Annotated in this window: 27 protein-coding genes; 11 read left to right on the forward strand and 16 right to left on the reverse strand. The window is 29.5% G+C overall.

All coding sequences use genetic code 11. From position 1 onward, the window contains the following. Positions 1 to 178: 178 nt before the first annotated feature. Positions 179 to 1165: an FAD:protein FMN transferase gene (locus Q0714_RS12015; protein ID WP_298265378.1), complete on the reverse strand. Its 987-nt coding sequence runs from the start codon at positions 1163 to 1165 to the stop codon at positions 179 to 181. Positions 1166 to 1313: 148 nt separating this feature from the next. Between Q0714_RS12015 and Q0714_RS12020 the strand changes: the two genes are divergently transcribed. After that, a complete protein-coding gene (locus tag Q0714_RS12020) occupies positions 1314 to 2153 on the forward strand; it encodes an OmpA family protein (RefSeq protein ID WP_298265380.1) in 840 nt (279 codons plus the stop codon). A 62-nt stretch (positions 2154 to 2215) separates the two neighbouring features. Here Q0714_RS12020 and Q0714_RS12025 read toward each other — a convergent pair whose 3' ends face one another. The 7 genes from Q0714_RS12025 to Q0714_RS12055 form a co-directional block, all read right to left on the reverse strand. After that, a complete protein-coding gene (locus tag Q0714_RS12025) occupies positions 2216 to 2596 on the reverse strand; it encodes a Na(+)-translocating NADH-quinone reductase subunit F (RefSeq protein WP_298265382.1) in 381 nt (126 codons plus the stop codon). An 83-nt stretch (positions 2597 to 2679) separates the two neighbouring features. Further along, positions 2680 to 3990 (reverse strand): NADH:ubiquinone reductase (Na(+)-transporting) subunit F, encoded by a 1311-nt coding sequence (nqrF, locus tag Q0714_RS12030; RefSeq protein ID WP_298265519.1) that lies wholly within the window; start codon positions 3988 to 3990, stop codon positions 2680 to 2682. Positions 3991 to 3992: 2 nt separating this feature from the next. Then, entirely contained in the window at positions 3993 to 4706 is a 714-nt protein-coding gene (nqrE, locus tag Q0714_RS12035; protein WP_298265384.1) for an NADH:ubiquinone reductase (Na(+)-transporting) subunit E, read from the reverse strand. Between the two features lie 3 nt (positions 4707 to 4709). Next, positions 4710 to 5357, reverse strand: a complete 648-nt coding sequence (locus Q0714_RS12040; RefSeq protein ID WP_298265386.1) for an NADH:ubiquinone reductase (Na(+)-transporting) subunit D — start codon at positions 5355 to 5357, stop codon at positions 4710 to 4712. A gap of 3 nt (positions 5358 to 5360) precedes the next feature. Then, on the reverse strand, positions 5361 to 6104 hold the full coding sequence (locus Q0714_RS12045; protein WP_298265388.1) for a Na(+)-translocating NADH-quinone reductase subunit C: 744 nt from the start codon (positions 6102 to 6104) through the stop codon (positions 5361 to 5363). A gap of 2 nt (positions 6105 to 6106) precedes the next feature. Continuing rightward, positions 6107 to 7330 (reverse strand): NADH:ubiquinone reductase (Na(+)-transporting) subunit B, encoded by a 1224-nt coding sequence (locus Q0714_RS12050; RefSeq protein ID WP_298265390.1) that lies wholly within the window; start codon positions 7328 to 7330, stop codon positions 6107 to 6109. Positions 7331 to 7334: 4 nt separating this feature from the next. Beyond that, positions 7335 to 8684 (reverse strand): Na(+)-translocating NADH-quinone reductase subunit A, encoded by a 1350-nt coding sequence (locus tag Q0714_RS12055; RefSeq protein ID WP_298265392.1) that lies wholly within the window; start codon positions 8682 to 8684, stop codon positions 7335 to 7337. Positions 8685 to 8914: 230 nt separating this feature from the next. Between Q0714_RS12055 and Q0714_RS12060 the strand changes: the two genes are divergently transcribed. Genes Q0714_RS12060 through Q0714_RS12070 form a run of 3 tightly spaced genes read left to right on the forward strand, consistent with a single transcriptional unit; the run spans position 8915 to position 11717 of the window. Beyond that, positions 8915 to 10114, forward strand: a complete 1200-nt coding sequence (locus Q0714_RS12060) for a DUF5103 domain-containing protein (protein WP_298265394.1) — start codon at positions 8915 to 8917, stop codon at positions 10112 to 10114. A gap of 55 nt (positions 10115 to 10169) precedes the next feature. Beyond that, a complete protein-coding gene (gene apaG / locus Q0714_RS12065; RefSeq protein WP_298265396.1) occupies positions 10170 to 10556 on the forward strand; it encodes a Co2+/Mg2+ efflux protein ApaG in 387 nt (128 codons plus the stop codon). A 3-nt stretch (positions 10557 to 10559) separates the two neighbouring features. Further along, positions 10560 to 11717, forward strand: coding sequence for a DUF3667 domain-containing protein (locus tag Q0714_RS12070; protein WP_298265397.1), 1158 nt, complete (start codon positions 10560 to 10562; stop codon positions 11715 to 11717). On the opposite strand, the gene Q0714_RS12075 is transcribed toward Q0714_RS12070, so the two are convergent. Further along, positions 11697 to 12410 carry an NRDE family protein gene (locus Q0714_RS12075; RefSeq protein ID WP_298265399.1) on the reverse strand — a complete coding sequence of 238 codons (714 nt, stop codon included), beginning with the start codon at positions 12408 to 12410 and terminating at the stop codon, positions 11697 to 11699. The two genes, Q0714_RS12070 and Q0714_RS12075, sit on opposite strands and share 21 nt — an antisense overlap. A 106-nt stretch (positions 12411 to 12516) precedes the next feature. Between Q0714_RS12075 and pruA the strand changes: the two genes are divergently transcribed. Continuing rightward, positions 12517 to 14142: an L-glutamate gamma-semialdehyde dehydrogenase gene (gene pruA, locus Q0714_RS12080; RefSeq protein WP_298265400.1), complete on the forward strand. Its 1626-nt coding sequence runs from the start codon at positions 12517 to 12519 to the stop codon at positions 14140 to 14142. A 78-nt stretch (positions 14143 to 14220) separates the two neighbouring features. Here pruA and Q0714_RS12085 read toward each other — a convergent pair whose 3' ends face one another. Beyond that, entirely contained in the window at positions 14221 to 14400 is a 180-nt protein-coding gene (locus Q0714_RS12085; RefSeq protein WP_298265402.1) for a hypothetical protein, read from the reverse strand. A 69-nt stretch (positions 14401 to 14469) separates the two neighbouring features. Then, a complete protein-coding gene (gene rsmG, locus Q0714_RS12090) occupies positions 14470 to 15096 on the reverse strand; it encodes a 16S rRNA (guanine(527)-N(7))-methyltransferase RsmG (protein ID WP_298265404.1) in 627 nt (208 codons plus the stop codon). 149 nt (positions 15097 to 15245) lie between these two features. Here rsmG and Q0714_RS12095 point away from each other — a divergent pair, with 149 nt between their 5' ends. The 6 genes from Q0714_RS12095 to Q0714_RS12120 all read left to right on the forward strand — a co-directional run bounded on the left by Q0714_RS12095 (position 15246) and on the right by Q0714_RS12120 (position 22026). Further along, the gene (locus Q0714_RS12095) at positions 15246 to 16343 is read left to right on the forward strand and encodes an acyl-CoA desaturase (protein WP_298265406.1); all 1098 of its coding nucleotides are present in this window, start codon (positions 15246 to 15248) and stop codon (positions 16341 to 16343) included. Between the two features lie 11 nt (positions 16344 to 16354). Next, entirely contained in the window at positions 16355 to 17542 is a 1188-nt protein-coding gene (locus tag Q0714_RS12100) for a pyridoxal phosphate-dependent aminotransferase (protein ID WP_298265407.1), read from the forward strand. Positions 17543 to 18033: 491 nt separating this feature from the next. After that, entirely contained in the window at positions 18034 to 18234 is a 201-nt protein-coding gene (locus tag Q0714_RS12105; protein WP_298265409.1) for a dodecin family protein, read from the forward strand. 112 nt (positions 18235 to 18346) lie between these two features. Next, complete coding sequence (locus Q0714_RS12110; RefSeq protein ID WP_298265410.1) at positions 18347 to 20386, forward strand: thioredoxin domain-containing protein; 2040 nt, start codon at positions 18347 to 18349, stop codon at positions 20384 to 20386. Between the two features lie 98 nt (positions 20387 to 20484). Then, positions 20485 to 21291 (forward strand): mechanosensitive ion channel domain-containing protein, encoded by an 807-nt coding sequence (locus Q0714_RS12115; RefSeq protein WP_298265412.1) that lies wholly within the window; start codon positions 20485 to 20487, stop codon positions 21289 to 21291. A gap of 195 nt (positions 21292 to 21486) precedes the next feature. Further along, positions 21487 to 22026, forward strand: coding sequence for a hypothetical protein (locus tag Q0714_RS12120; RefSeq protein WP_298265414.1), 540 nt, complete (start codon positions 21487 to 21489; stop codon positions 22024 to 22026). Here Q0714_RS12120 and tsaB read toward each other — a convergent pair. The 5 genes from tsaB to Q0714_RS12145 all read right to left on the reverse strand — a co-directional run bounded on the left by tsaB (position 22023) and on the right by Q0714_RS12145 (position 25691). Continuing rightward, positions 22023 to 22700 (reverse strand): tRNA (adenosine(37)-N6)-threonylcarbamoyltransferase complex dimerization subunit type 1 TsaB, encoded by a 678-nt coding sequence (gene tsaB, locus Q0714_RS12125; RefSeq protein ID WP_298265416.1) that lies wholly within the window; start codon positions 22698 to 22700, stop codon positions 22023 to 22025. The two genes, Q0714_RS12120 and tsaB, sit on opposite strands and share 4 nt — an antisense overlap. Positions 22701 to 22809: 109 nt before the next feature. Further along, positions 22810 to 24177 carry a TolC family protein gene (locus Q0714_RS12130; protein ID WP_298265417.1) on the reverse strand — a complete coding sequence of 456 codons (1368 nt, stop codon included), beginning with the start codon at positions 24175 to 24177 and terminating at the stop codon, positions 22810 to 22812. A gap of 158 nt (positions 24178 to 24335) precedes the next feature. Then, positions 24336 to 24548, reverse strand: coding sequence for a hypothetical protein (locus tag Q0714_RS12135; protein ID WP_298265418.1), 213 nt, complete (start codon positions 24546 to 24548; stop codon positions 24336 to 24338). Between the two features lies 1 nt (position 24549). Beyond that, complete coding sequence (locus Q0714_RS12140) at positions 24550 to 25065, reverse strand: DUF420 domain-containing protein (RefSeq protein ID WP_298265419.1); 516 nt, start codon at positions 25063 to 25065, stop codon at positions 24550 to 24552. Then, on the reverse strand, positions 25065 to 25691 hold the full coding sequence (locus Q0714_RS12145; RefSeq protein WP_298265420.1) for an SCO family protein: 627 nt from the start codon (positions 25689 to 25691) through the stop codon (positions 25065 to 25067). The genes Q0714_RS12140 and Q0714_RS12145 overlap by 1 nt, the downstream gene beginning before the upstream one ends. Positions 25692 to 25694 lie beyond the last annotated feature (3 nt).

Consider the following 25694-nt stretch of genomic DNA (forward strand, 5'->3'; position numbering starts at 1 on the left):
TAGGGTGCAAATATGAAACTCAGGGTTTACTGTAAAGAATTGTAAATGTTATAAAAATATAAGCCTAATATTATGAGTGTTAAAAAAGTGTTAATACTTAGGCAAAGTGTATCTAAGGATATATAAAAAAAGATGTTAAATTTTTTAAAAATAGAAGATTAAGAAAAGTAACATTTATTTAATCTTCAAAATTTTCTGATTTGAATGTTTTTAATTCTCCATTTTCATCTGCAAAAATTAAAAAAGATTTCAACTCATTGTGAGATTTTAAAAAAAGCTTAGTTTTCTCTAAGCCCATTGCCATAAATGCGGTAGCATAACCATCAGCATCTGCGCAATCTCCTTTGGTAATAACAGAGGCGCTTAATAAATTACTCTCATTAGCATATCCAGTTTTGGTATTAATGGTATGCACATATTTTTTACCATCTGTTGTTGTTTTAAACTTTCTATAGTTTCCTGAAGTAGCTATCGATTCGTTTTTAAGTTGTATGGTAGTTGCAATTGATCTTGTTCCATCAAAATTTGGATTTTCAATGGCAATTCTCCAAAATTCACCATGGTGGTTTTTTCCTTTAGCTCTAATTTCTCCTCCTATTTCAACCATATAATTTTTAATGTGGTAGCGTTCAAACAATCTTCCTATAACATCTACTAAAAACCCTTTTCCTATAGCATTAAAATCGAAATAAATTTCAGGATACTGTTTAAATACTTTATTGTTTTGAAGCTTCACTTTATTAAAACCTACATATTTTAAAAGTTGGGTAATTTTTAAAGAGTCTAAATCTTGAATTTCTTTTTCAGGCCCAAATCCCCAAGCATTTACCAAAATTCCAACTGTTGGATCAAAATCTCCATTTGTTTCTTTGTATATTCTTTCAGATTTTATAAAAACTTCTTTAAAATATGAATCAATAATTACAGTGCTATCTCCTTTGTTGATTTTAGAAATATCTGATGTTGGAATGTAGGTAGATGTTGATTTATTTACTAATTTAATTAAACTATCAATTTTAGACTCAAAATCAATGGTGCTTTCTCCTAAATATTTAATTGTAAATGTAGTACCAATTGCGTTTCCTTGTAAAGTTGTTAATTTAGGTTCATTATCTTTACAAGAAATGAAAACAATAAATGCAAGTATATAAGTTATTTTTTTCAAAGGTTAAGCTTATAGGATGATTAAAAAACTAAGACACAAATATATAATTTTAATTAATGCTAAAATCATCTTAAATTAGTCTAAAATATAGTATTCTACACTTCTTTTTTTTAAATTTGCCATTAACATTTAAAACAGTATAAGAATTATGAGAAAAATAGTTGTATTGATGATTTTTGCATCAGTAGTGTTGAGTTCTTGTGTATCTCAAAAAAAATATACAGAACTAGAGGATAGTTTTAACAAAAAAAATCAAGAATTGGTTGATGTAAAAGCTGATTTAATGAAATGTAGAGTAGAAAAAGATGCTCAAGTTTCTGCTTTAGAACAACAAGTTGTTGATTTGAAAAAGGACAAAGAAAAAACATTAGAGTACGTTGACAATTTAACCGTATTATCTAAATCTGCTTCAGATAATATTAAAGAAACATTGGCTCAAATGGGTAAAAAAGATGAATATATTCAACACATCCAAAAAGCAATGACTAGAAGAGATTCTATTAATTTGGCTTTAGGTTTCAAACTTAAAAGTGTATTGAAAGATGGATTTAATGATGAAGATATTCAAGTAGATGTTGAAAAAACTGTTGTGTATATTTCTATAGCTGATAAGTTATTATTTAGAAGCGGAAGTGCTACAATTTCTTCAGCGGCGAAAGATGTTCTTAAAAAAGTTGCTGATGTTGTTTCTGCACAACCAGAACTTGAAATTATGGTAGAAGGTTATACTGATAATAAGCCAATTAGTACTGCTGGAATTAAAGACAACTGGGATTTAAGTGTAAAACGTGCAACATCTGTTGTTAGAATGTTACAAAAAGATTTTAGTATTGATCCTACTCGTTTAATTGCGGCTGGTAGAAGTGAGTATTTACCATTAGAAACTAATGATACTGTTGAAGGTAGAGCTCGTAACAGAAGAACTAGAATTGTTTTAATGCCAAAATTAGATCAATTCTTTAAATTACTAGAAAGTAAAATAGACTAATTTAATTAGTTAATATTCAAAAAAAAAACCACGCTACAGCGTGGTTTTTTTTTGAAGCAAACTTAATTAAGTTCAATATCTAATAATTGTAAGCCCTCATATTGCAAAAGATATTCTTCATTTAAATTAGGAGGTAAGTTTTTATTATTGATGTTTCCTATACCAACTCCCGCAAACAATACCTTAGCATTATTTTTTCTTGCATGAGCTTTAAATGTTTCCATCCAAATAACATCGTAGGTTATTGCATATTCTGAAATATGTGCTGTTTTTACTAGCACAAAATGTCTAACATTATTTTCATCAATACATACAAATTGTGGATTTGTTTTTAACTGACTATTGATAGCAATAAATTCAAATCCTTTAGCTTCTAGATCTTTTCCTACGATGTTCATTGCTAAATTATGCAGTTCTTGTTTTGTTAAAGGTCTTTTACTCATATTAAGATTGATTAAATAAAAAATCCGATACAAATGTACCGGATTTTATTTTATAGTGTTAAAATTGTGATGTTGAATTTAGTTTATCCTCCAAAATCATCAAATCTAATATTCTCATCTTCTAAACCAAAGTCTTCTCCCATTTTTTGAACTGCTTTGTTCATTAATGGAGGTCCACAGAAATATAATTCTAAGTCTTCTGGAGCATCATGTTTAGATAAATATTCATCAATTACTGCTTGGTGTACAAAGCCAGTAAATCCATCTCCTTCAGGATCGTTAATGTCTTTTTTGTTTACCCAATTATCTTCAGGAGCTGGTTCAGACAATACTAGATAAAACTTAAAGTTTGGAAACTCTTTTTCTAAATCATAAAAATGTTCTAGATAGAACAATTCACGCTTAGAACGTCCACCATACCAATAAGTAACTTTACGGTTTGTTTTTAGTGTTTTAAATAAGTGGTATAAGTGAGAACGCATTGGAGCCATACCTGCACCACCACCAACATATAACATTTCAGCATCAGATTCATTAATAAAGAACTCACCATAAGGACCAGAAATAGTTACTTTATCTCCTTTTTTTCTTGAAAAGATATAAGAAGAAGCAATACCAGGATTTACATTCATCCATCCATTTTTAGCTCTATCCCAAGGTGGAGTTGCAATACGAACATTCAACATAATTTCACGTCCTTCTGCTGGGAAAGAAGCCATAGAATAGGCGCGTTCTACCAATTCAGTATTTTTCATTTTTAAATCCCATAAACCAAATTTATCCCATTCCATTTGGAATTTATCTGGAGTATCGTGTTCTTCAGGATGAGCTGTTATATCAATATCTTTATAATCGATTTCACATTCTGGAATTTCAATTTGAATGTAACCACCTGCCTTATAATTCATATCTTCAGGAATTTCAACAACAAATTCTTTAATAAAAGATGCAACATTGTAGTTTCTAACAACAGTTGCTTCCCATTTTTTAATTCCAAAAATCTCTTCAGGAATTGAAATATCCATGTTTTGTTTCACTTTTACCTGACATGCCAATCGAATACCCTCTTTCAATTCTTTTCTAGAGAAATGTGGTGTTTCGGTTGGTAAGGCCTCTCCTCCTCCTGAATGAACGTGACATTCGCATTGTATACAGGTTCCACCACCACCACACGCCGATGGTAAAAATATTTTTTCATTTCCTAAAGTTGTAAGTAAAGTTGCTCCAGAAGCAACTTCAATTTCTTTTTCTCCATTTATTGTAATTTTTACAGGGCCAGAAGGAGAAAGTTTTTGTTTTACAACTAATAATACTGTAACAAGTAATAGTATTAGCACTAAAAATGCTGCAACAGTTGCTACAATTACGCCTAAAGTATTTGCTGCTAGTATCATCATTACTCTTTAGTTTCTTTTTCGTTAATAACTAGTTCTTTATCGTTGTCTTTAACCTTAACTTGAACAGTTTGTTCTTCTTTGATTGTTTCTTCATCACCACCAGTTAACATTCCTCCAAAGCTCATAAATCCAATTGCCATTAAACCAGTTATAATAAATGTAATTCCCAGTCCTCTTAATGGTGCAGGAATATTTGAATATCTAATTTTTTCACGAATAGCAGCAATTGTTAAGATTGCTAAAAAGAAACCTATTCCTGAACTAACACCATAATTAAATGCTAAATCTAAAGAAGCAATTTCTCTTGATTGCATAAATAACGACCCTCCTAAAATAGCACAGTTTACCGCGATAAGAGGTAAAAAGATTCCTAAAGAGTTGTACAATGCTGGAGCGAATTTTTCAACAATTATTTCAACTAATTGTACCATTGTTGCAATGGTTGCAATAAACATAATAAATGAAAGGAAACTTAAATCATAAGCGGCATACTCTTCACCTAACCAAGCTAAAGCACCATCTTGTAAAATATATTGGTCTAATAACCAGTTTAAAGGAACCGTAATTGCCATTACAAATATTACTGCTGCACCTAATCCTACAGCAGTTGATACTTTTTTAGATACTGCTAAGTATGAACACATCCCTAAGAATGTTGCAAATACCATGTTATCTACAAATATTGACTTAAAAAATAATTCTAAATGCTCCATATCTTAGTTGTCTTCTATTAATGCTTCATTTCTTGAGCGTTGTACCCAAATAATAATTCCTACAGTAATTAATGCCATTGGTGCTAACAACATAAAACCGTTGTTTTCATAACCAAAAGCATATACACCAGTTTTTTCAATAGGGTCGCCTAAAACTTTATATCCCAACAAGGTACCAGAACCTAGTAACTCTCTAAAAAACCCAACAATTATTAATATTAATGCGTATCCCAACGCATTTCCTACACCATCTATAAATGATCGAACAGGTCCATTTCCTAAAGCAAAGGCTTCAAAACGTCCCATAATAATACAATTGGTAATAATTAACCCTACAAATACCGAAAGTGTTTTACTTAATTCATAAGCAAATGCTTTTAACACTAAATCAACAATAATTACTAAAGAAGCAACTACAATTAATTGAACAATGATTCTGATTTTTGATGGTATGATATTTCGCATTAATGAAATAGTTAAATTACCCAGTCCCATTACAAAAAGTACTGCAATAGACATTACTATAGATGCCTTTAATTCAGCTGTAATAGCTAATGCAGAACAAATACCTAAAACTTGAATAGTAATTGGGTTATTATCTGCTAAAGGATCTGTTATTAATTTTATATCTTTTTTTGATAAAAGTCCCATAAATTATTGCTTTAATGTTTTTAAATAAGGTAGATACATTTTTAAATCTTTTTTAAGCATTGCTGCTAATCCATCACCAGTAATTGTAGAGCCCGAAATTGCATCTACTGCAAAATCTGTTTTTCTTAAGTTTTTAGGGTCTGCATTACTTTTTGAAACTGCAATACCTTTAAATGTATCACCATCCATGATGTGTTCACCTATAAAATCGTCCATAAAAAAACGTTCTTTTATGTTAGATCCTAAACCTGGAGTTTCTCCTGCGTGATCGAAAAATACACCTTGAACTACTAAATCTTTATCTAAAGCTACATAACCCCAAATAGCATCCCATAAACCTTTTCCTCTTACAGGTATGATATAAAATTTAGAATTTTCTTTTTCACCTACAAATAAAGGGAGTCTTCTTTGTTCTCCTGCTTTTTCTCTAGCTGATTCCTTTTTTAAATCGATTAAATACGCTTCATCATTTTCAGTAACTTCACTCCCTTGTATTATCAATTGTTTAGTGATGTATTCAGAAAATTTTTCGCCAACAATTTCTTTAGAAACAAACGTAACACTAGTTTCGTCATTTTCATTAATGCCCATTGCATACAATATATTTTGTTGCTTTTCAATTCTCTTGTTTTCAGCTATTTTTTCTTTTAATGACGAAGCTAAAAACGCTAATAAGGTACCAACAACAAGCACCATTGCCGTTGCGAATAATATTGTATAAACGTTACTATCAGTATTTTTTGCCATTGCTATGCTGTTTTTGCTTTTAAACGTTTTAACCTTCTTTTTACATTTGCTTGAACCACGTAATGATCGATAGTTGGAGCAAACACATTCATTAATAAAATGGCTAACATCACACCTTCTGGATAAGCTGGGTTAAATACACGTATCATTACCGAGATAAATCCAATAAAGAAACCGTAAATCCATTTTCCTTTATTTGTTTGTGAACCCGTTACTGGGTCGGTTGCCATAAATACAATACCAAAAGCTAAACCACCAATTAATAAATGATGCCAAAATTCAGTATTCATTAACGAATAAAATTTACTACTTTCTGTTATCCAACCCGCGTTTACTACGCCATTAAAAATAAGTCCCATAACTAAGGCACCAATTACAGATGATAACATAATTCTCCAACTTGCCACTTTGGTATAAAGCAAATACAAACCACCAAGTAATATTAATAGTGTGGAGGTTTCACCTACAGAACCAGGTACAAAACCAAAGAACATATCAGATACTGAATAAGCTAATTCTTGACCTTGTGCTAAACTTCCTAAAATGGTTTCACCAGAAATAGCATCTAAATTTGCACCTTCCATTATTTCATTGGCTCTTTCCTTTGCGCCAGCTACCCATACTTTATCTCCACTCATCCAAGTTGGATACGCAAAGAATAAAAATGCTCTAATTGTTAAAGCTGGGTTTAGGATATTCATTCCAGTTCCTCCAAAAATTTCTTTTCCAATTACAACTCCAAAAATAACAGCTACCGTAAGCATCCATAAAGGAGTATCTATAGGTATAATTAATGGAACCAACATACCTGTTACAAAATAACCTTCTTCAACTTCGTGATTGTTTATGGTAGCAAATAGTATCTCAATTCCTAAACCTACAACGTATGAAACTAAAACTAACGGTAATAATTTTAAAGCTCCAAATGTAAAATTGTCTAGATTCCAAAACTCTGAACTAAAAAAACCAATTCCTTCAGGAAAACCATTTATTGCAGCATTATGTTGAAATCCTACATTGTACATTCCAAATATTAATAAAGGAATTAAAGGAAGCACAACGTTCATCATCGTACGTTTTAAATCGTCTGCTCCTCTCAAATGCCCTCCAGAATGTGTAGTTTCTTTTGGTGTGTAAAAAAGTGTGTGAATGGCACCAAACATGGTTTGGAATTTTGTTCCTTTCACTTTTTCGCTAATATTATGTAATTTCTCTTTTAATCCCATAATCTTATCCTATTTCTTTTAACATTAAGTCTAAACCTTCTCTAATAATTTGCTGGTGTGGTTGTTTAGAAACACATACAAATTCAGTTAAGGCAAAATCTTCTGGTGCTACTTCATACATACCCAATACTTCCATTTCATCTAAATCTTTATACATACAAGCTTTTAAAATTTGTAGCGGATAAATATCTAATGGGAAAACTTTTTCGTATTGGCCTGTCATTACAAAAGCTCTATGCTCTCCATTGGTATTCGTATTCAAATCGTATTTTTTATTTGGAAATAACCAAGAAAAAGTTAAAGCTCTAGACATTGATATTTTATTGAAAACAGGCACTGTCCAACCAAAGAGCTCGTAATCATCTCCTTCAGGAATTACAGTAACTAAATTATCATAATACCCTAAACAATCTTTAAGACTTTTGGCTTTACCAGTTAGTACGTTTCCGCTAATAATTCTATTGTTTTTTCCTACTAATTTACCTTCTACAATTGAAGTAATTGTTGCTCCAATAATTGTTTTATAGTATTTTGGAGCACTAACGGAAGAACCTGCTAAAGCAATAATACGCTCTGCATTAAATTTTCCAGTTAGTAATAATTCTCCAATAATTACTAAATCTTGTGGTGTGATAGTCCAAACAACTTCACCTTTGTTGACAGGGTCAATTTTTGCAATTTGAGTACCTACATTTCCTGATGGGTGTGGTCCTGAAACTTTGTGTAGCGCTATGTTATTTAAGCCAGTTAATGGTGAATTTGAGTTTTTACCAACGGAAACATGAATAGTTCCTGTGGTTAACTTACTTAAAGCCGTGATTGCCGCTTGCAATTCATTTTCTTTTCCTGCCAATACATAATCATAATCAGCAGCTAAAGGAGCACTTGCATAGGCAGATACAAAAATAGCTTTTGGAGTTTTTGTTGGATTTGCAATTACGTCATAAGGTCTTTGCTTGATAAAAGACCAACAACCTGTGTTTAATAAATGGTTTTTAATTTCCTCAGCATTCATGGCTTTTGGATCTTTTATCCCATAATCAACAAATTGTTGTTTTGTATCAGCTTTAATCTTAATGGCTAATATTTTTCTTTTTTCACCACGAACAATATCAGTAACCTCACCACTAACAGGTGAAACAAATTTCATCTCTTCAATGGATTTGTTATAAAAAACAGACTCTCCTGCTTTTACAAATTCACCAACTTTTTTAGATAATTTAGGAATGATGCTGTGGAAATCTTCAGGCTTTAATGTTATTACATTACTAGATAGTGCGTTTTCGGTAATTTTTTCAGATTCACCTTTTAGCTTAATATCTAGACCTTTTTTAATTTGAATGTCTTGTGACATATTTTAAGTATATTTAATAGTCTTTAAAAAACGGCACAAAAATAAGAATTTCTAACGTAGTTTTAACATTTTTTAACAACTTTTTATTCAACATTAGTCTTCATTTACAATCAATTTAAGGTTTATTGCGTTTACAGTTATATATTTGGTATAAATTTTGTCAAATCTAGTATTAATATTTTATTTTGAAAAGTACGTTTCTAAGCATCATCTTTTTTTTAATTTTTCAATTGAGTTTTTCTCAAGATGAAATAATTGAACCAAATCATATTAAAACAATCATATTAAAACCAGTTGGTGTAAATGCATTTGCTCCTATAATAAGATTAGATGAAAAAATTAAATTATCATTTGATGATTTAAATGCAGATGAACATGATTATTCTTATAAAATTGAACATTGTAATGAGTTTTGGGAAAGCTCTAATTTAACGGCGTTTGAATTTATAAATGGCTATGCGGAATACAGAATTCGTGATTATGAAAATTCGTTCAATACCCTTCAGCCATATACAAATTATAGTGTAATATTTCCTAATGAACATACAAGTTTTAAAATTTCAGGCAATTATATAATTTCAATATTAGATGAAGATAATAAAGTTGTTTTTAATAGAAAATTTGTGGTTTATGAACCAAAGGTTACAGTAGCAGTAGCAGTTTACCGTAGTAGAGACATTTCAACAATCCAATCTAAGCAATCGGTAGAATTTATTATCAATAATCCTAATTTTAGAATTAACAATCCAAGTGCAGAAGTAGTTCCTGTAATAATTCAAAACAACAACTGGCAAACTGCAATTGCAGGTTTAAAACCACAATTTTATAGAGGAACACAGTTGTTATATAAATATAATAAGGAGACAAGTTTTTTTGGAGGGAATGAATTTTTATACTTTGATTCAAAAGCGATAAGAAGCACCACATTAAATATTTCCAATGTTGAGCAAGGAGAAGAATTATATCATACCTATTTATATACTAATGATGAAAGAATAGACCTTCCTTATACATTATTTCCAGACATTAATGGGAATTTTATAATTAGAACTTTAAATGGTGAAAATCCACAAACTGATGCTGATTATAGCTGGGTTCATTTTTCACTAAAAAGTTTAGAAAATTTGGAGGGAAAAGAAATCTACATTCAAGGAAATTATAATAATTGGAAATTGCTAGAAGAAAATAAACTTCAGTATAATATGAATTCTGGTTTGTATGAAGCCACATTATTATTAAAACAAGGTTTCTATAATTATCAATATGTTACTAAATCCAATGATGGAAGTATTAGCAATCATGATATAGATGGGTCATTTTACCAAACCGAAAATGATTATACAGTTTTGGTGTATTATAAGAAGTTTGGAAGTAGATATACTAGAGTTATAGGTGTTGGTTTTGGGAATTCTGAAAAAATAAACAATTAGTATCAATTTCAAAAAATTAGTATATTTGGTATTGTGTATTGAGCAATAATTGTATATGGTGCAACAAGTAACAAATGGAATAAAAATTTCAGTAATTTCTAACTTTGAAGGCACAAGTTATAGAAATTATAGGCTGTACTATGCTTTTAGTTACCAAGTTACCATTGAAAATCAAAGTAATGATACAGTTCAACTTTTAGACCGTTATTGGAAAATTTTTGATTCATTAAATAATACTGAAATTGTGGAGGGGTCTGGTGTAATTGGGAAAAAACCAATTTTAAAACCTTCACAAATACACACTTATAAATCCAGTTGTTTTTTAACATCTCCTATTGGAGCTATGAAAGGATATTATAATATGGTTAACTTTTCAACATCTAAAGCATTTAAGGTGTACATACCTACATTTCAGTTAATGGTTTCAAGTATTTATAATTAATTTATGAAATATAAATTAGTAAAGTTTAAAAGAAAGCCTAATCAAATAAAAGGATTAGAGTGTTTAAATTGTGGGCAACCTTTAACTGGAAATGAGAATTTTTGTTCATATTGTGGACAAAAAAACTCTACAAAAGCATTAAGTTTTAGTGTTTTTTTAAACAATTTATTTTCTGGATTTTTTTCGTATGATTCTAGGTTTTGGAGAACTTTTATTCCTTTATTAACTAAACCAGGTAAGGTATCTAAAGATTATATAGAAGGCAAAAGACAGCGTTTTGTAAACCCTTTTCAATTATATTTAAATGTATCAATTGTATTTTTTCTAATCCTTGGAATTAGTAATAGGTTAGATGAAGTAAAACCTTTAGGCAATTTAGTTGAAGTTAGTAGTAAATTAGATTCATTGTCTGAAAATAGTGCAGAGCAACTTGATTCCATTTTAAAAACAACAACAGAACAAATTGCAAATACTTCAAAAGATTCTCTAAATAAAGGAGAGCTTGAAGAATTAAATAAAGTGTTTAGTGTTTTAAAAGATAAATCAAAAAAGAAAGACGAAAAGTATGTTTATAAAAGTAAAATAGATACCATTAAAAAAATTAGTTTTTTTCATAAAATAAACGATTTTCAACATTTTCATAAAGAACATCCTACCTATACCATAAAACAAGCGCTTGATACTTTGGAATATGAAGAAACTTTTTGGAATAGGTTTTGTTATCAGCAAACTATAAACTCTCATAAAAATTTAGACAAAGTAAAAGAAGATAAAGGAAAAACGTTTTTAAAAACATTGACCTCTTATATATCCATTTCTCTATTTATATTTTTACCTGTTTTTACCTTGTTTTTAAAGCTGCTTTATATTAGAAGAAAATATACTTATATGGAACATTTGGTTTTTGTTTTCCATACACAAACAGTTTTCTTTTTACTTTTTACAATTTTTTATTTTCTTAACTTTTTTGTAAAAATGCAAAATGTAGCTTGGGTTTTAATCGTTATATTTTTAATATATTTATATAAAGCCTTGCGTTATTTTTATGAACAAGGAAGAATAAAAACCATCATAAAATTTATATTATTAAATAGCTATTATATGTTTTTAGCTATAGTTGGTTTTACAATTGTTGCAGTATTATCTTTTATTTTGGGGTAATTTAATTTGATACGTTTTTGTGTTTACAATATCTTCATAAAACATACTTATAGTATTGTTTATTTTTTGAATAGATGTAATGCTCACAGTTTCAACATTTTTTCTTTTCATTAAAATAGATTGTTCTTTTTCACCAATTTCTGAATGATGGAATTTTAAGATATTTTCAGTTGAAAACTCGTTGTTTTTAAGCCAGTTTTGAAACCATTGTTTTCGAGTTTCTTTAATTTCTTCAGTATAAAGTGTAGATGATGACCATATTTTAGCTTCATTTTCCAATTTAGAAAAGTGTTTTTTATGATTATCCCAAATGAGTTCATATAAACTTAATTGATGATTCCAATCTACAATTACCATGGTAAAAGGCTCAATTTTAGTTAAATCTAATTGCTCAATTGAATTTAATAAATGAGTTGTTTTTAATAGCTCTTTTGCAATAACTCCTCGACTTTTTTTATAAGGAGTATTTCTTTTATGTTTTATAAATGCACCATTTAAAACACAAACCAATCTTTTTTTAGAACTTGTTCCAATCCAAGTGCCTCCAGCTAATTTATCTTTTGGAAAAAATAACTCAACTCCATCATCAATATAAGTTTTAGGAGGAAGTGTTTCGCGTTGTTTTTGTTCATCTCTGTTTGAAGTTAAAATGAAATCTGTATTTGATAAAGGTAAAAAAGTAACGGTACACATGCTATTAAAATATGAGTATTGAGTATTAGTTTGAACAAAAATAAGTCATTTCGATTTTGTAACTTTGCCAACAAATTTAAACTAAAAAACCTTAAAAATTAATACCATGGCTTCAGGATTTTACAATGTACCAAAAGCAGTTAACGAGCCCATTAATTCTTATGCTCCTGGAACACCAGAACGTAAGTTATTATTAGATACCTACAAAAAAATGTATGGTGAGCAAGTTGATATTCCTTTTTATATTGGAGGAAAAGAATACCGAACAGGAAATACTGTAGATATTCATCCACCGCATGACCATAAACACTGTGTTGGAAAATATCATACAGCCGAAAAAGAACATATAGAATTAGCAATTACAAAAGCGGCAGAAGCTCGTAAACAATGGGCAGCAACAAGCTGGGAGCATAGAGCAGCAATTTTTTTAAAAGCCGCAGAATTGTTATCAGGACCTTTTCGTTATAAAATGAATGCAGCAACTATGATTGCTCAGTCAAAAAATGCTTTCCAAGCCGAAATAGATTCAGCCTGTGAATTGATTGACTTTTTACGTTTTAACGTAGAGTTTATGACTGAAATTTATAGTAACCAACCACAATCGGCTCCTGGTATTTGGAATAGAATGGAGTACCGCCCATTAGAAGGTTTTGTTTATGCAATTACACCATTTAATTTTACTGCAATTGCAGGAAACCTACCAGCAGCACCTGCTATGATGGGAAATGTGGTAATTTGGAAACCTGCGAGTACACAAGTATACTCAGCGCAAGTTATTATGGAATTGTTTAAAGCAGCTGGTTTACCTGATGGTGTAATAAACATGGTTACTGGTAGTTCAAGTATGATAACAGACACGTTGTTGAATAGCCCAGATTTTTCTGGAGTTCACTTTACGGGATCTACACCAGTTTTTAATAGTTTTTGGGAAACCATAGGTAAAAATATGGACACCTATAAAACGTATCCAAGAATTGTTGGAGAAACTGGAGGAAAAGACTTTATTTGGGCACACCCAAGTGCAAATGCACAAGAAGTTGCAACTGCAATTTCAAGAGGAGCTTTTGAATATCAAGGTCAAAAATGTTCAGCAGCTTCACGTGCATATTTACCAAAAAGTTTATGGAACGAAATTAAAACTTCAGTAGAAAAAGATGTAAAATCTTTTAAAATAGGCTCACCTGAAGATACTTCAAATTTTATCAATTCAGTCATCGATAGAAAAGCATTTGATAAATTGGCAGGTTATTTAGATCAAGCAAAGAAAGATGCTGATGCTGAGATAATTATAGGTGGTGGTTATGATGATTCTGTTGGGTATTTTATTGAGCCTACAGTAATTGTTACTACCAATCCAAATTATAAAACTATGTGTACTGAATTATTTGGTCCAATAATAACTATTTATGTTTATGAAGATGAACAGTGGGAAGAAATTTTAGATGTTGTGGATAATACAAGTGAATATGCTTTAACAGGAGCTATTTTTAGTGGAGATCGTTATGTAATTGAAACCGCAACTAATAAATTAGAAAATGCAGCAGGAAACTTTTACATAAATGACAAACCAACGGGAGCCGTTGTAGGACAACAGCCTTTTGGAGGTGCTCGTGGGTCAGGAACAAATGATAAAGCAGGTTCAGTGTGGAATTTATTGCGTTGGGTAAGTAACCGTACAATTAAGGAAACTTTTGTACCGCCAACAGATTATAGATATCCATTTTTAGGATAAAAGACAATATATTTAAAAAAAGCTCGCTAATTGTTTAGCGAGCTTTTTTTGTTACAAAGTTTAAAACGAACCTGATTATTATCCACCTTTTAATTTATCCGCTCCAGGTAATAATCCTACTAATTGTTGAGGGTTATGAATTAGAATAGGAATATGTTGAGGGCAAATAAAAAATTCGCTTTCTTGATAATAAAATTTTGTTACAGGTATTTCTGATGATGATGTTTTGCAAACTAAACATTCTTTATTATGACTCATAATTCTAATTAAATATTATAGGACAAACTTACCTTTTATTATTTACTTAAAAACTAACATATGTCATAATTATTTTTTCTTAAGAGGAATATGCACAACTTTTTTGGTCTCAAAAAAATCGTTATCAAAAAAATCGGTTAAATTAAATAATGTAGCTTTAGGGAAACTGCTTAACTCTTCAGTTAAATCACCTCCTTTTAAATACAATATCCCATTTTTTAGCTGATGTTGTTGTTTTTTTGCAATTTTACCTTTGGTCCATTTAACAAAATCATCCATTTTAGTAACCGCTCTGCTAACAATAAAATCAAACTCTCCTTTTACTTTTTCAGCTCTCATATGTGCCGCTTTTACATTTTTTAATCCTAAAGCAGTAGTAACTTCTTGAACAACTTTTATTTTTTTACCAATAGAATCTACCAAATAAAAATTAGTTTCAGGAAATAAAATAGCCAATGGAATTCCTGGGAAGCCGCCACCTGTTCCAATATCTAACACAGAACTATTAGGTTGAAAAGGCTGTACTTTTGCAATGGCTAAGGAGTGAAGTACATGTCGAGTATATAATTCATCAATATCTTTTCTTGAAATGACATTGATTTGAGCATTCCATTTCTTATATAAACCACCTAATTTTGAAAATTGTTGGAGTTGAGTTTCTGTTAAATCAGGAAAATATTTTAGTATTGTTTCCATTATTATTAATATGTAGTGGCAAAATTACTATTTCTAAAATTAAAATAACATCTTTTGTGAAAATGTTATTTTTTTCATAAAATAGCAATTGCGAAGTTTAAATGGCTTAATTTTGACAATTCGTAGATGTAGATATATAAAATAAGATAATGAGTAACAAAACAATAAGCTTTTCAAGAATAGATAAAGCAAAATTTTTTAGAACGCTAAATAAAAGAGTAAATACCTATTTTAAAGAAAACGAAATTAAACGTACTGGTAATTGGAAATTATATTCAAAAGCTATTATTATGTTTGGAGTATTTTTAATTCCGTTAGTATTAATTTTAACAGTTTCAATGCCACAATGGTTATTGTTATTGTTAACAGTTGTTATAGGTATAGGAATGGCTGGTGTTGGGATGAATGTAATGCATGATAGCAATCACGAGTCATTTTCAAGTAAAAAATGGGTAAACAAAATAATGGGAAGTAGTATCTACATTTTAGCAGGAAATGTATACAACTGGAAAGTTCAACATAATGTATTACACCATACGTTTACAAATATTCAAGGACATGATGAAGATATTGATGCAGGTAGAATTATTCGTTTTTCAAAGCATGCAAAATGGTTTAAAATACACAAATTCCAAAAGTATTATTCCATATTTTTATATGGTTTATTAACCATTAATTGGGCCATTACAACCGATTTTAAGCAAATGCATAATTATTTAAAAAGAAAACTTTCTTATGGAGAGTTTCCAAATCCAGCAAAAGAATGGACTGTTTTAATTATTACTAAAATAGTTTATTACTTACTTTGGATTGTGTTACCATTAACAGTTTTAGATATTGCTTGGTGGAAAGTTTTAATAGGGTTTTTTGTAATGCATTATACAGCTGGCATGATTTTAAGTGTTATTTTTCAATTAGCACATGTTGTTCCAAAAACAACAATGCCTTTACCAGATAAAGAAGGAAACTTAGAACATACTTGGGCGATTCACCAATTATATACTACTGCTAACTTTGCACCAACAAATAAAATAATTTCTTGGTACACAGGAGGTTTAAATCATCAAGTGGAGCATCATATTTTTCCTCATATTTCACATATTCATTATGGAAAAATCGCTAAAATTGTGAAAGAAACAGCGAAAGAATTTAACTTACCTTATAACGAGTATAAAACTATGAGGAAAGCAATAATAGAACATTTTAATCAACTTAAATCTTTAGGAAAACAACCTGCTTACGCATAAATTTTATGTCTATGAAAGACCAACTATCAAACAGAATTAACAGTTTACCAGTTTCTGCAACTTTAGCCATGGCTGCTAAAGCAAGAGAATTAAAAGAGCAAGGAAAAAATATCATTAGTTTAAGTTTAGGGGAACCAGACTTTAATACTCCAGATTTTATTAAAGAAGCAGCAGTACAGGCTATACACGATAATTATAGTTCTTATAGTCCTGTGGATGGGTATTTGGATTTAAAACAAGCAATTTGTGCTAAATTTAAACGAGATAACAACTTGGAGTATAAACCAAGTCAAATTGTGGTTTCAACTGGAGCCAAACAATCCATTGCTAATGTTGCAATGGTTTTATTGAATCCTGGTGATGAAGTTTTATTGCCAGCACCTTATTGGGTTAGCTATTCCGCAATTTCAATTTTGGCAGAGGCTACTTATAAAGAAATTCCTTCTACAATTGAAACCGATTTTAAAATTACTCCAGAACAATTAGAAGCGGCCATAACGCCTAAAACTAAAATGATTTTCTTTAACTCACCTAACAATCCTAGCGGAACGGTTTATAGTGAAGAAGAATATAGAGCGTTGGCAAAAGTGTTAGAAAAGTACCCAAATATTTACATACTTTCAGATGAAATTTATGAGCATATTAATTATGGAGAGCCTGTATTTAGCTTTGCTTCTATTGAAAGTATGTATAATAGAACTATTACCGTTAATGGTGTAGCCAAAGCTTTTGCAATGACTGGCTGGCGTATTGGTTACATTGGAGCTCCAGAATGGATTGCTAAGGCTTGTACCAAAATGCAAGGTCAAATTACGTCAGGAGCCAATAGTATTGCGCAAAGAGCAACTATTGCAGCCGTAGAAGCTCCTGTTTCTAAAATAAAATATATGGTTGATGAATTTAAAAACCGTAGAGATATTGTTGTAAATTTATTAAAAGAAATTGATGGATTTGATGTAAATGTTCCTGAAGGAGCTTTTTATGTTTTTCCAAATGTTGCCGCTTTTTTTGGAAAAGAAATCAAAGGTCATAAAATAGAAACTGCTTCTGATTTTTCAATGTTTCTTTTAGAAGAAGCGAATGTTGCCACAGTAACCGGTGAAGCGTTTGGAGCACCAAATTGTATTAGAATGTCATATGCAGCTTCTGAAGAACAACTTCGTGAAGCCATAAGTAGAATTAAAACAGCATTGAATTAAAAATTATATTAATTGTAATTAAACCCGGGTAATTTTACTCGGGTTTTTTTATGGATTTTAATGTTTAGTCAAATCAAAAGGTAAAGGTGTACTTAATGTACAATATAGTACACTATTTAAATATGAATTTAAAGTAATTAATTGCCAAAATCTGTGCTCATTTTTATGAAGAAATACCTGAGAAACACCATTTGGGAAATAGTTAAAATATAAATACCCAAAACTTAAATACGATAGCTTTAGAAATTTTATAATTTAAACTTGGAGCTAATAAATAACCTTGAGTTTCTTTTACCTTTTAAAATTTCAATTTGAGAATAGGTTTTGGTTACAATTATAAATAGGGTTAAAAACAAAATTAACTTTTTCATTATGAAGACTCATTTAAGAGCTGCAAAATTAAAATTTAGAATGTTGTTTTAAATTAGAAATATCAATGTTTAGGCAAGAAAATTGTATATTTAAGTTCTATTAACAAAAAATATATTATTATGGCAGTTATGAAAGTTATTGAAGTAATGGCAAGTTCTGATAGAAGTTGGGAGGATGCTACTAGAAAAGCAGTTTCTCAAGCTTCAAAAAGTGTAAAACATATTAAATCTGCATTTGTACAATCTCAAAGTGTTGTTGTTGATAATGATGAGGTTGTTGAATTTAGAGTAAATGTGAAAATTACTTTTGAGGTTAAATAACAACGTATTTTATAAATTAAATAAAGGCGCTTTAATGCGCTTTTTTATTTTCAAATTAACAACTATTATTGTTGCCTTATTAATAGGATGCAATTATAAAACAACAACAAAAATGTCAAAATACACCAATAGTTTAATTCATGAAACAAGCCCCTATTTATTTCAACATGCACATAATCCAGTAAATTGGAAAGCTTGGAATAAAGAAACGCTTGAGTTGGCTAAAAAAGAAAATAAGCTGCTCATCATTTCTATAGGATATTCATCTTGCCATTGGTGTCATGTAATGGAACATGAAAGTTTTGAAAACGAAGAGGTTGCAGCGGTGATGAATCAATATTTCATCAATATTAAAGTGGATAGAGAGGAGCGTCCAGATATTGATCAAGTTTATATGAATGCAGTCCAATTAATGACAGGGAAAGGAGGCTGGCCACTTAACTGCATTGCTTTACCTGATGGAAGACCAATTTGGGGAGGAACTTATTTTCCTAAAGAGAGTTGGATAAATGCTCTAGAACAATTAAATAAAATGTATACTGATAAAACTGAAGAAGTATTAGAGTATGCTGAAAAATTGACCGAAGGAATTAAAAATTCTGATTTAATTGTTCAAAATAAAGAAGCTATTAATTTTTCTTTTGAAAACTTAAAAATAGCTGTTACAAATTGGAAACAATATATGGATGAAAATTTAGGAGGTAGAAGAGGAGCTCCTAAGTTTCCAATGCCTAATAATTACCAATTTTTGCTTCGTTATGCAACTCAGGCAAAAGATAAAAACATATTAACATATGTAAACACTTCTTTAACCAAAATGGCTTATGGTGGTATTTATGACCAAGTAGGAGGTGGGTTTTCAAGGTATTCGGTAGATAAAAAATGGCATGTTCCTCATTTTGAAAAAATGTTATATGATAACGGACAGTTAGTGAGTTTGTATTCAGAAGCTTTTCAAGCTACCAAAAACCCATTGTACAAAAACATCGTTTATCAAACATTACAATTTGTTGAACGAGAACTGATGAATAATGAAGGCGCTTTTTATTCATCTTTAGATGCTGATAGTTTAAATTCTGAAGGGAGGTTAGAGGAAGGCGCTTATTATGTATGGACTAAAGATGAATTACAAAAACTACTAAAATCAGATTATGAGTTATTTTCAAAATATTATAATGTTAATTATTATGGATATTGGGAAAACGATACGTATGTTTTAATTCGAAAAAACGAAGATAGTATAATCGCAAACAACAACTCAATTTCAATAGAAGAATTAAAAAATAAAGTAAAAAAGTGGCAAAATATACTTTTAACCGAACGAAATAAAAGAGCAAAACCTAGGTTAGATGATAAATCACTAACTTCATGGAACGCATTAATGCTAAAAGGTTTTATAGATGCTTATAAAGTTTTTAATGAACCTCACTTTTTAGATATTGCTAACAAAAATGCAGCATTTATTTATACCAAACAAATACAGGAAACTGGAAATTTAAATCATAATTATAAAAATGGAATTAGTAGTATAAATGGATATTTAGAAGATTATGCCGCCGTAATTGACGCTTATATTTCTTTATATGAAGTAACATTTAATGAAGTTTGGTTAACCACAGCCAAACAATTAACGGATTATACTTTTGATCATTTTTTTGATTTAAAAAAGTCAATGTTTTATTTTACTTCAACTATAGATGATAGTTTAATAACGCGAAAAATGGAAATTGAAGACAATGTAATTCCTGCTTCAAACTCAATTATGGCTATTAATTTGTTTAAATTAAGTCATTATTATTCAAATTCGTATTATTTAAAAGTTAGTCAGCAAATGCTTCATAATGTAAAAGATAAAACTTTTAAGTATGGCTCTGGATACTCAAACTGGTTACTATTAATGAGTAATTTTGTTGGCGAATTTTATGAAATTGTTATTTCTGGAAAAAGTGCATTTGAAAAATTATCTAAGATTCATAAAAAGTATATACCCAATAAAATTTTAGCTGGAAGTATAAAAGATAGCAATCTTCCATTATTAAAAGGAAGATATACAAATCAAGAAACGTATATTTTTGTTTGTGAAAATGGAACTTGTAAGCTGCCAGAAATTAATGCACAAAAAGCAATCACCAAATTAAAAATTGAGTTTTAGAAATTAACTTATAATTTTTTTAATCGATATGTGCTTATTACCTTTGAAGTATACCACTTTTAGTAAATAAATAGAAAATTAACAATAAAAACAAACTTATGGATTACCAAAAATACTTAGACAAAATAATTGATATAATAGATAAAAATGCAATGAATGTAGTTTCTGCGCTTTTAATTTTAATTATTGGTTTGTGGTTAGCCAAAAAAGTGGTTAAAATCACAAAAAAATTAATGGAAAAAAGAGGTGTAGATGAAACTCTTCAAAAATTTTTAGGAGATTTATTGAGTTGGGCTCTTAAAATTTTAGTTTTTATAACTGCGATTTCTCAAGTAGGAGTTGAAACAACTTCATTTATAGCAATTTTAGGTGCGGCAGGTTTAGCTGTTGGATTGGCTTTACAAGGATCTTTAGCAAATTTTGCAGGAGGAGCCTTAATTATGATTTTTAAACCATTTAAAGTGGGTGATGTGATAGAAGCACAAGGTCAAATAGGGGTTGTTAAAGAAATTCAAATTTTTGTCACAAAACTAAATTCACCACAAAATAGATTGATTATTCTTCCAAATGGAGCCTTATCAAATGGTAATATTATTAATTATACAGAAGAAGGCCAACTTAGAGTAGATTTAACTTTTGGAGTGGGTTATGATGAAGATATTAAACAAACTAAAGAAGTATTAATGCAAGTTTTATTAAATAACCCAAATGTTTTAAAAGATCCTGCTCCAACGATAAATGTATCTGAATTGGCGGATAGTTCAGTTAACTTTGCAGTAAGACCTTGGGCAACTTCTGAAAATTATTGGAAGGTATATCATAGCGTTTTAGAAGAAGGTAAATTAGCCTTAGATAAAGCCGGTATAGAAATTCCTTATCCACATCAAGTAGAAATAAAAAAATGAAGATTATTATTGGAATAATTTTTGACAGCTATATTAATAACTTAAAAAGATTAAAAATGAATACAAGATTAATTAAATTATGTTTTTTACCATGTTTTTTTAACATGTTTGTTTAGTTATGGGTAATCTGAATCTGAACAAATTTTAAACCATAGTGTCAGTGTAACTTCTTTAGATTTAAGGTCTAAGGAATTAGTGGGTAGTCCATATGTTAATGATGATTTTTTCCCAGCTAAAATAAAGGGTATTGAAACAGCCTACCCTATGAGATATAATGCATATGAAGATGAAATGGAATTTGAAAAAGAAGGAAAGTTCTATAATTTTAATAAAGTTTTAAATCAAGAAGTAGTATTTTTGGCTACTAACAAAAAATATAAATTATTTTTTGATACTGAAAACAATGATAATTCGATTGGATATTTTGTTGTTTTATTTCAAGGGAATAAAATAGATTTATTAAATAAAGAAAAAATTAAATTTTTTGAAGCTGTAAAGCCTAAAACAGGTTATGATAAATATAAACCACCAACATTAAAAAGGGTAAATGACAAATTTTACATTGGTTATAAAAATGGAACTACTACTGAATTACCTAGAAAGAAACAAGATGTGTTAAAGTTATTTTCTGAAAAGTCTAATGATATTCAAAATTATGCTAAAAAGAATAGGCTTAGTTTTAAAGATAAAGAAGATTTAATACAGTTATTTAAGTATTACAATACGTTAAATTAACCATTTTTTTTAGATTTAGTAACTACAAAATCTTTTAAATAAAAAGGCTCAAAATAAGCGACATTTTCAAAGTCGCTTTTTTTGTACTTTTCATATGATAAAAAACTCATTTCATTAGCCGAAGGAAATAGGTCAACCATAAATTTTGCATTTTCATGTATAATTAAATTTTTACACTTTTCAGCGCCATCTCCTAAAAAATAAACTTTATTTTCTTTCAAATAGGAATAAAATGATTCAGCAGTAATAATTTGCGCCTCAATAGCTCTTAGTTTTTCATTTTCTGAACTGTAAATGGCACTATAAACTTCCATTCTTCTAGCATCTAACAAAGGAACTTTTATACCTTCAGTAATTGAAATTGAATTTGCTAGTGATAAAAGCGTATCAACTGAAATTAATGGAATATTTAATGCAAAACACAATCCTTTAGCTGCAGAAACACCAATCCTTAGTCCTGTATATGAGCCAGGACCTTTGCTTACCGCAATAGCTTTTAAGTCTGAAAATGAAATTTGAGCTTCATTAAGCGCTTCTTCAATCAGTACATGTAATTTTTCTGCATGAGAATAAGCTCCATCATTGAGTTCTTTTAAAATAACATTTTTACCGTCTTTTGCAATGCTAACTGAACAGTTTTTTGTGGCGGTTTCAATATTTAAAATGTAAGTCACTAGTAGTCTTGTTTAAAAGAACAAAGATACTTAAATTGATGATTATAAAAAGAAAACATCTAAAGAGAAACTTTAGATGTTTTAACTATTAATTATTCCGTAAAAAATATTAATCTATAACTATTGGAATACCTAAATAGTATTCTAATAATTTTGTTCTAAACACAAAATTATATTTTGCATTTATAAGCGATGATTGTGAGTTTACTAACCTATTTCTAACTTGATCAAAATCAAAAGATGTCATTACACCTGAATTGTAACTAACCTGTGCATTTTTAAAAGATTCTTCTTGTGCTTTTAAAGATTGTTCAGCTGCTACAAACTGATTAAGTGAAGCTTTAGCATCAGCATATGCTTTTTCAATAGTTTCTCTTAATTTTACTTGTTTGTCAAGTAAAGCAAGTTCAAACCTTTCTTTGTTTATTTGAGCTCTTGCAACATTGGATTTTGTTTGAAATCTATTAAATATTGGAATGTTTAATGAAAATCCAAAATTATAACCTAAGTTATCTTCAAGTTGTTTACCAAAGCCATTAGGTACATATACAACATTGTTATTTTCATCTAAAATAGCTCTTACATCTTTTTGTCCTTGATTGTGTTGGTATGAAGTTCCTAAACCTGCACTAAATGATAGTGAAGGTAAAAACGCTCCTTTAGCAATATCTATAGCAACTTCAGAATTTTCAACAGCAATTTCAGCACTTTTAATTTCAGGTAAATTACCAAGTGCAGTATTATAAATTACATCTGTATCATTATAAATTAAAGAAGCTGCATTGATATTTAATACTACATCTTCAACATCAAAACCTTTATGAGATATTTGAAGTAGTTGAGCTAAACTTAATAATGAAAGATCTAAATTATTTTGTGCGGTAACCAATTGTTGTGTGTTGGTAGCTAATGTAGCTTGGGCTTCAAATAAATTTGCTTTTGGTTGGGAACCAGCTTCCACTAAATTTTTTACTTTTTCAACTTGACTTTCACTTATAGAAACTTGTTCTTCAGCTATTTTAAGACTTTCTTTATTTAATAGTACGTTTAAGTAAGAGTTTACAACAAATAACATAATGTTGTTTTTGTTTTCTTCTAAATCAAAACCAGCAGCCTCTAAGTTTTTTTGAGCTCTCAACAGTGTGTTTTTATTTCTTTGTCCATTGTACAGTGTTACACCAGTTCCAAGGCTAAAGCTGTTGGACCTACTGTCACGAGAAACACGACCTCCATAATTGTCTATATAGGATCCAAAGTTGAAGTTTTGTGAAGCAGAGGCATTTAAAGAAGGGTAAAAATTCCCTTCAGCAGTAATAATATCTTCTTCAATCAGTTCTTTGTTTAGTTCTTGTTGTTTAATTGAAATGTTGTTTTCTAATGCATAATTAACACATTCTTGTAGTGTCCATTTTTTATCTTGAGCTTGTACTGTAATAAAAAATACGAGTGCTAAAATAGTAACAATTTTTGATCTCATTTAAGTTGAGTTTTTTAAAATTTTATGGTCAATACCGAATTCAAGAACTTTTATATTGTAAAAAATATAATAACAGAAATTTCCTTCGGGAAAGTCGATTTTTGTTATATGACGACTAAAATTATTATTTGTTACACTTTTAGCCTCTTATAGAAATGTTAAATTTTATTTTTTCTTTTATTTTTAATAATGAAGTATAATAAGACCCCAACTAAAAGATAAGGAAATACCATTAAATATAGAATGCCAGAATTCAAACCTTCGGCTTCTGAAGCATTACCACTTTCAACTACAGCCTTACACATTGCGCATTGCGGACTCATTATTTGGATTGTAAAAAAAAGTAATATGGTAAGTAGTATTTTTTTCATTTTAATAGTAAGGTGAAATCATAAGATAAACAAGTACTCCAGTAATTGCAACATACAGCCAAAGAGGAAATGTTATACGAGCAATTTTTTTATGTAATTCAATATTATTTGTAATTGCACGTACATAAGTTATCAATACAAACGGTATTACAGCTATAGATAATACAATGTGAGATATTAAAATGATAAAATAAAAGATTTTTAAAGCACCTTCACCCTCAAACTTTGTTGATTCTGAGGTCATATGATAAGCTACATACATTACTAGAAAAAGAACAGAAAACAATATAGCAGTTTTCATAAGTTTTTCATGTAACACTACTTTTTTATTCTTAATTGCCCAAAAAGCAATAATTAAAATCATAGCTGTAAAAGCATTTAATGTTGCATAAATTGGAGGTAAAAAGATAGGTAAAGTTGCATCTATTTTTACACGAAACAAGATAGCGACTACAAGGGGAATAGCTATGGATAATGTCACAATCCACTTATTATATTTTTTAATTTCTTTGTTCATTATTCTTTAAGTAAAATTGCAATATCTTCTTTAATCATTTGTACACCTTTTGGGTCTAAACCATCGTAAAACGCAATTGGGTTTCCAAGTTCATCCATACGAGAACGTATATTTCCTTCTTTGTCTATTAAAGCAAACATTCCTGAATGTTCAAAACCACCTTCGGCTTCACTATTTTCACCTGCGTATAATGTAAAACCACTATTTGCTAATTCATAAATTTTATCTTGATCACCCGTTAAAAAATTCCAAGTTTTTAAAGTTGCTCCATGAGATTTAGCATAAGCTTTTAAAATTTCTGGAGTGTCATGTTTTGGATTGATACTAAAAGAAGCAATTCCAAAATTGGGGTTGCCGTAATACTCTTTTTGAATTTTTACCATATTTTCATTCATTTTTGGACAGATAGTTGGACAAGTAGTAAAGAAAAATTCCACTACATATACTTTTTCATCATAAAATGAATTTGAAATAAGTTGTCCTTCTTGATTTGTGAATTCAAAAGTAGGAACTTGACCAATTTTAACAAGTTTGGGAGTTTTAAATTTATTTACAATTTTAGGAACGGCATAGATTCCAAAAATTAAAATAATAAAGGCAATTCCGATATATGAATATTTTTTCATGAC

This window comes from uncultured Lutibacter sp., assembly GCF_947493565.1.
GTDB lineage: Bacteria > Bacteroidota > Bacteroidia > Flavobacteriales > Flavobacteriaceae > Lutibacter > Lutibacter aestuarii.

Excerpts from the sequence above, each read along its gene's own strand:
- Q0714_RS12050 (WP_298265390.1), bottom strand. The coding sequence starts at position 7,330 with ATGGGATTAAAAGAGAAATTACATAATATTAGCGAAAAAGTGAAAGGA.
- rsmG (WP_298265404.1), bottom strand. The coding sequence starts at position 15,096 with ATGGAAACAATACTAAAATATTTTCCTGATTTAACAGAAACTCAACTC.
- Q0714_RS12110 (WP_298265410.1), top strand. The coding sequence starts at position 18,347 with ATGTCAAAATACACCAATAGTTTAATTCATGAAACAAGCCCCTATTTA.
- apaG (WP_298265396.1), top strand. The coding sequence starts at position 10,170 with ATGGTGCAACAAGTAACAAATGGAATAAAAATTTCAGTAATTTCTAAC.
- pruA (WP_298265400.1), top strand. The coding sequence starts at position 12,517 with ATGGCTTCAGGATTTTACAATGTACCAAAAGCAGTTAACGAGCCCATT.
- nqrF (WP_298265519.1), bottom strand. The coding sequence starts at position 3,990 with ATGATACTAGCAGCAAATACTTTAGGCGTAATTGTAGCAACTGTTGCA.
- Q0714_RS12145 (WP_298265420.1), bottom strand. The coding sequence starts at position 25,691 with ATGAAAAAATATTCATATATCGGAATTGCCTTTATTATTTTAATTTTT.
- Q0714_RS12100 (WP_298265407.1), top strand. The coding sequence starts at position 16,355 with ATGAAAGACCAACTATCAAACAGAATTAACAGTTTACCAGTTTCTGCA.
- Q0714_RS12095 (WP_298265406.1), top strand. The coding sequence starts at position 15,246 with ATGAGTAACAAAACAATAAGCTTTTCAAGAATAGATAAAGCAAAATTT.
- Q0714_RS12070 (WP_298265397.1), top strand. The coding sequence starts at position 10,560 with ATGAAATATAAATTAGTAAAGTTTAAAAGAAAGCCTAATCAAATAAAA.
- Q0714_RS12105 (WP_298265409.1), top strand. The coding sequence starts at position 18,034 with ATGGCAGTTATGAAAGTTATTGAAGTAATGGCAAGTTCTGATAGAAGT.
- Q0714_RS12020 (WP_298265380.1), top strand. The coding sequence starts at position 1,314 with ATGAGAAAAATAGTTGTATTGATGATTTTTGCATCAGTAGTGTTGAGT.
- Q0714_RS12085 (WP_298265402.1), bottom strand. The coding sequence starts at position 14,400 with ATGAGTCATAATAAAGAATGTTTAGTTTGCAAAACATCATCATCAGAA.
- Q0714_RS12025 (WP_298265382.1), bottom strand. The coding sequence starts at position 2,596 with ATGAGTAAAAGACCTTTAACAAAACAAGAACTGCATAATTTAGCAATG.
- Q0714_RS12045 (WP_298265388.1), bottom strand. The coding sequence starts at position 6,104 with ATGGCAAAAAATACTGATAGTAACGTTTATACAATATTATTCGCAACG.
- nqrE (WP_298265384.1), bottom strand. The coding sequence starts at position 4,706 with ATGGAGCATTTAGAATTATTTTTTAAGTCAATATTTGTAGATAACATG.
- Q0714_RS12140 (WP_298265419.1), bottom strand. The coding sequence starts at position 25,065 with ATGAACAAAGAAATTAAAAAATATAATAAGTGGATTGTGACATTATCC.
- Q0714_RS12135 (WP_298265418.1), bottom strand. The coding sequence starts at position 24,548 with ATGAAAAAAATACTACTTACCATATTACTTTTTTTTACAATCCAAATA.
- Q0714_RS12040 (WP_298265386.1), bottom strand. The coding sequence starts at position 5,357 with ATGGGACTTTTATCAAAAAAAGATATAAAATTAATAACAGATCCTTTA.
- Q0714_RS12055 (WP_298265392.1), bottom strand. The coding sequence starts at position 8,684 with ATGTCACAAGACATTCAAATTAAAAAAGGTCTAGATATTAAGCTAAAA.
- Q0714_RS12075 (WP_298265399.1), bottom strand. The coding sequence starts at position 12,410 with ATGTGTACCGTTACTTTTTTACCTTTATCAAATACAGATTTCATTTTA.
- Q0714_RS12130 (WP_298265417.1), bottom strand. The coding sequence starts at position 24,177 with ATGAGATCAAAAATTGTTACTATTTTAGCACTCGTATTTTTTATTACA.
- Q0714_RS12115 (WP_298265412.1), top strand. The coding sequence starts at position 20,485 with ATGGATTACCAAAAATACTTAGACAAAATAATTGATATAATAGATAAA.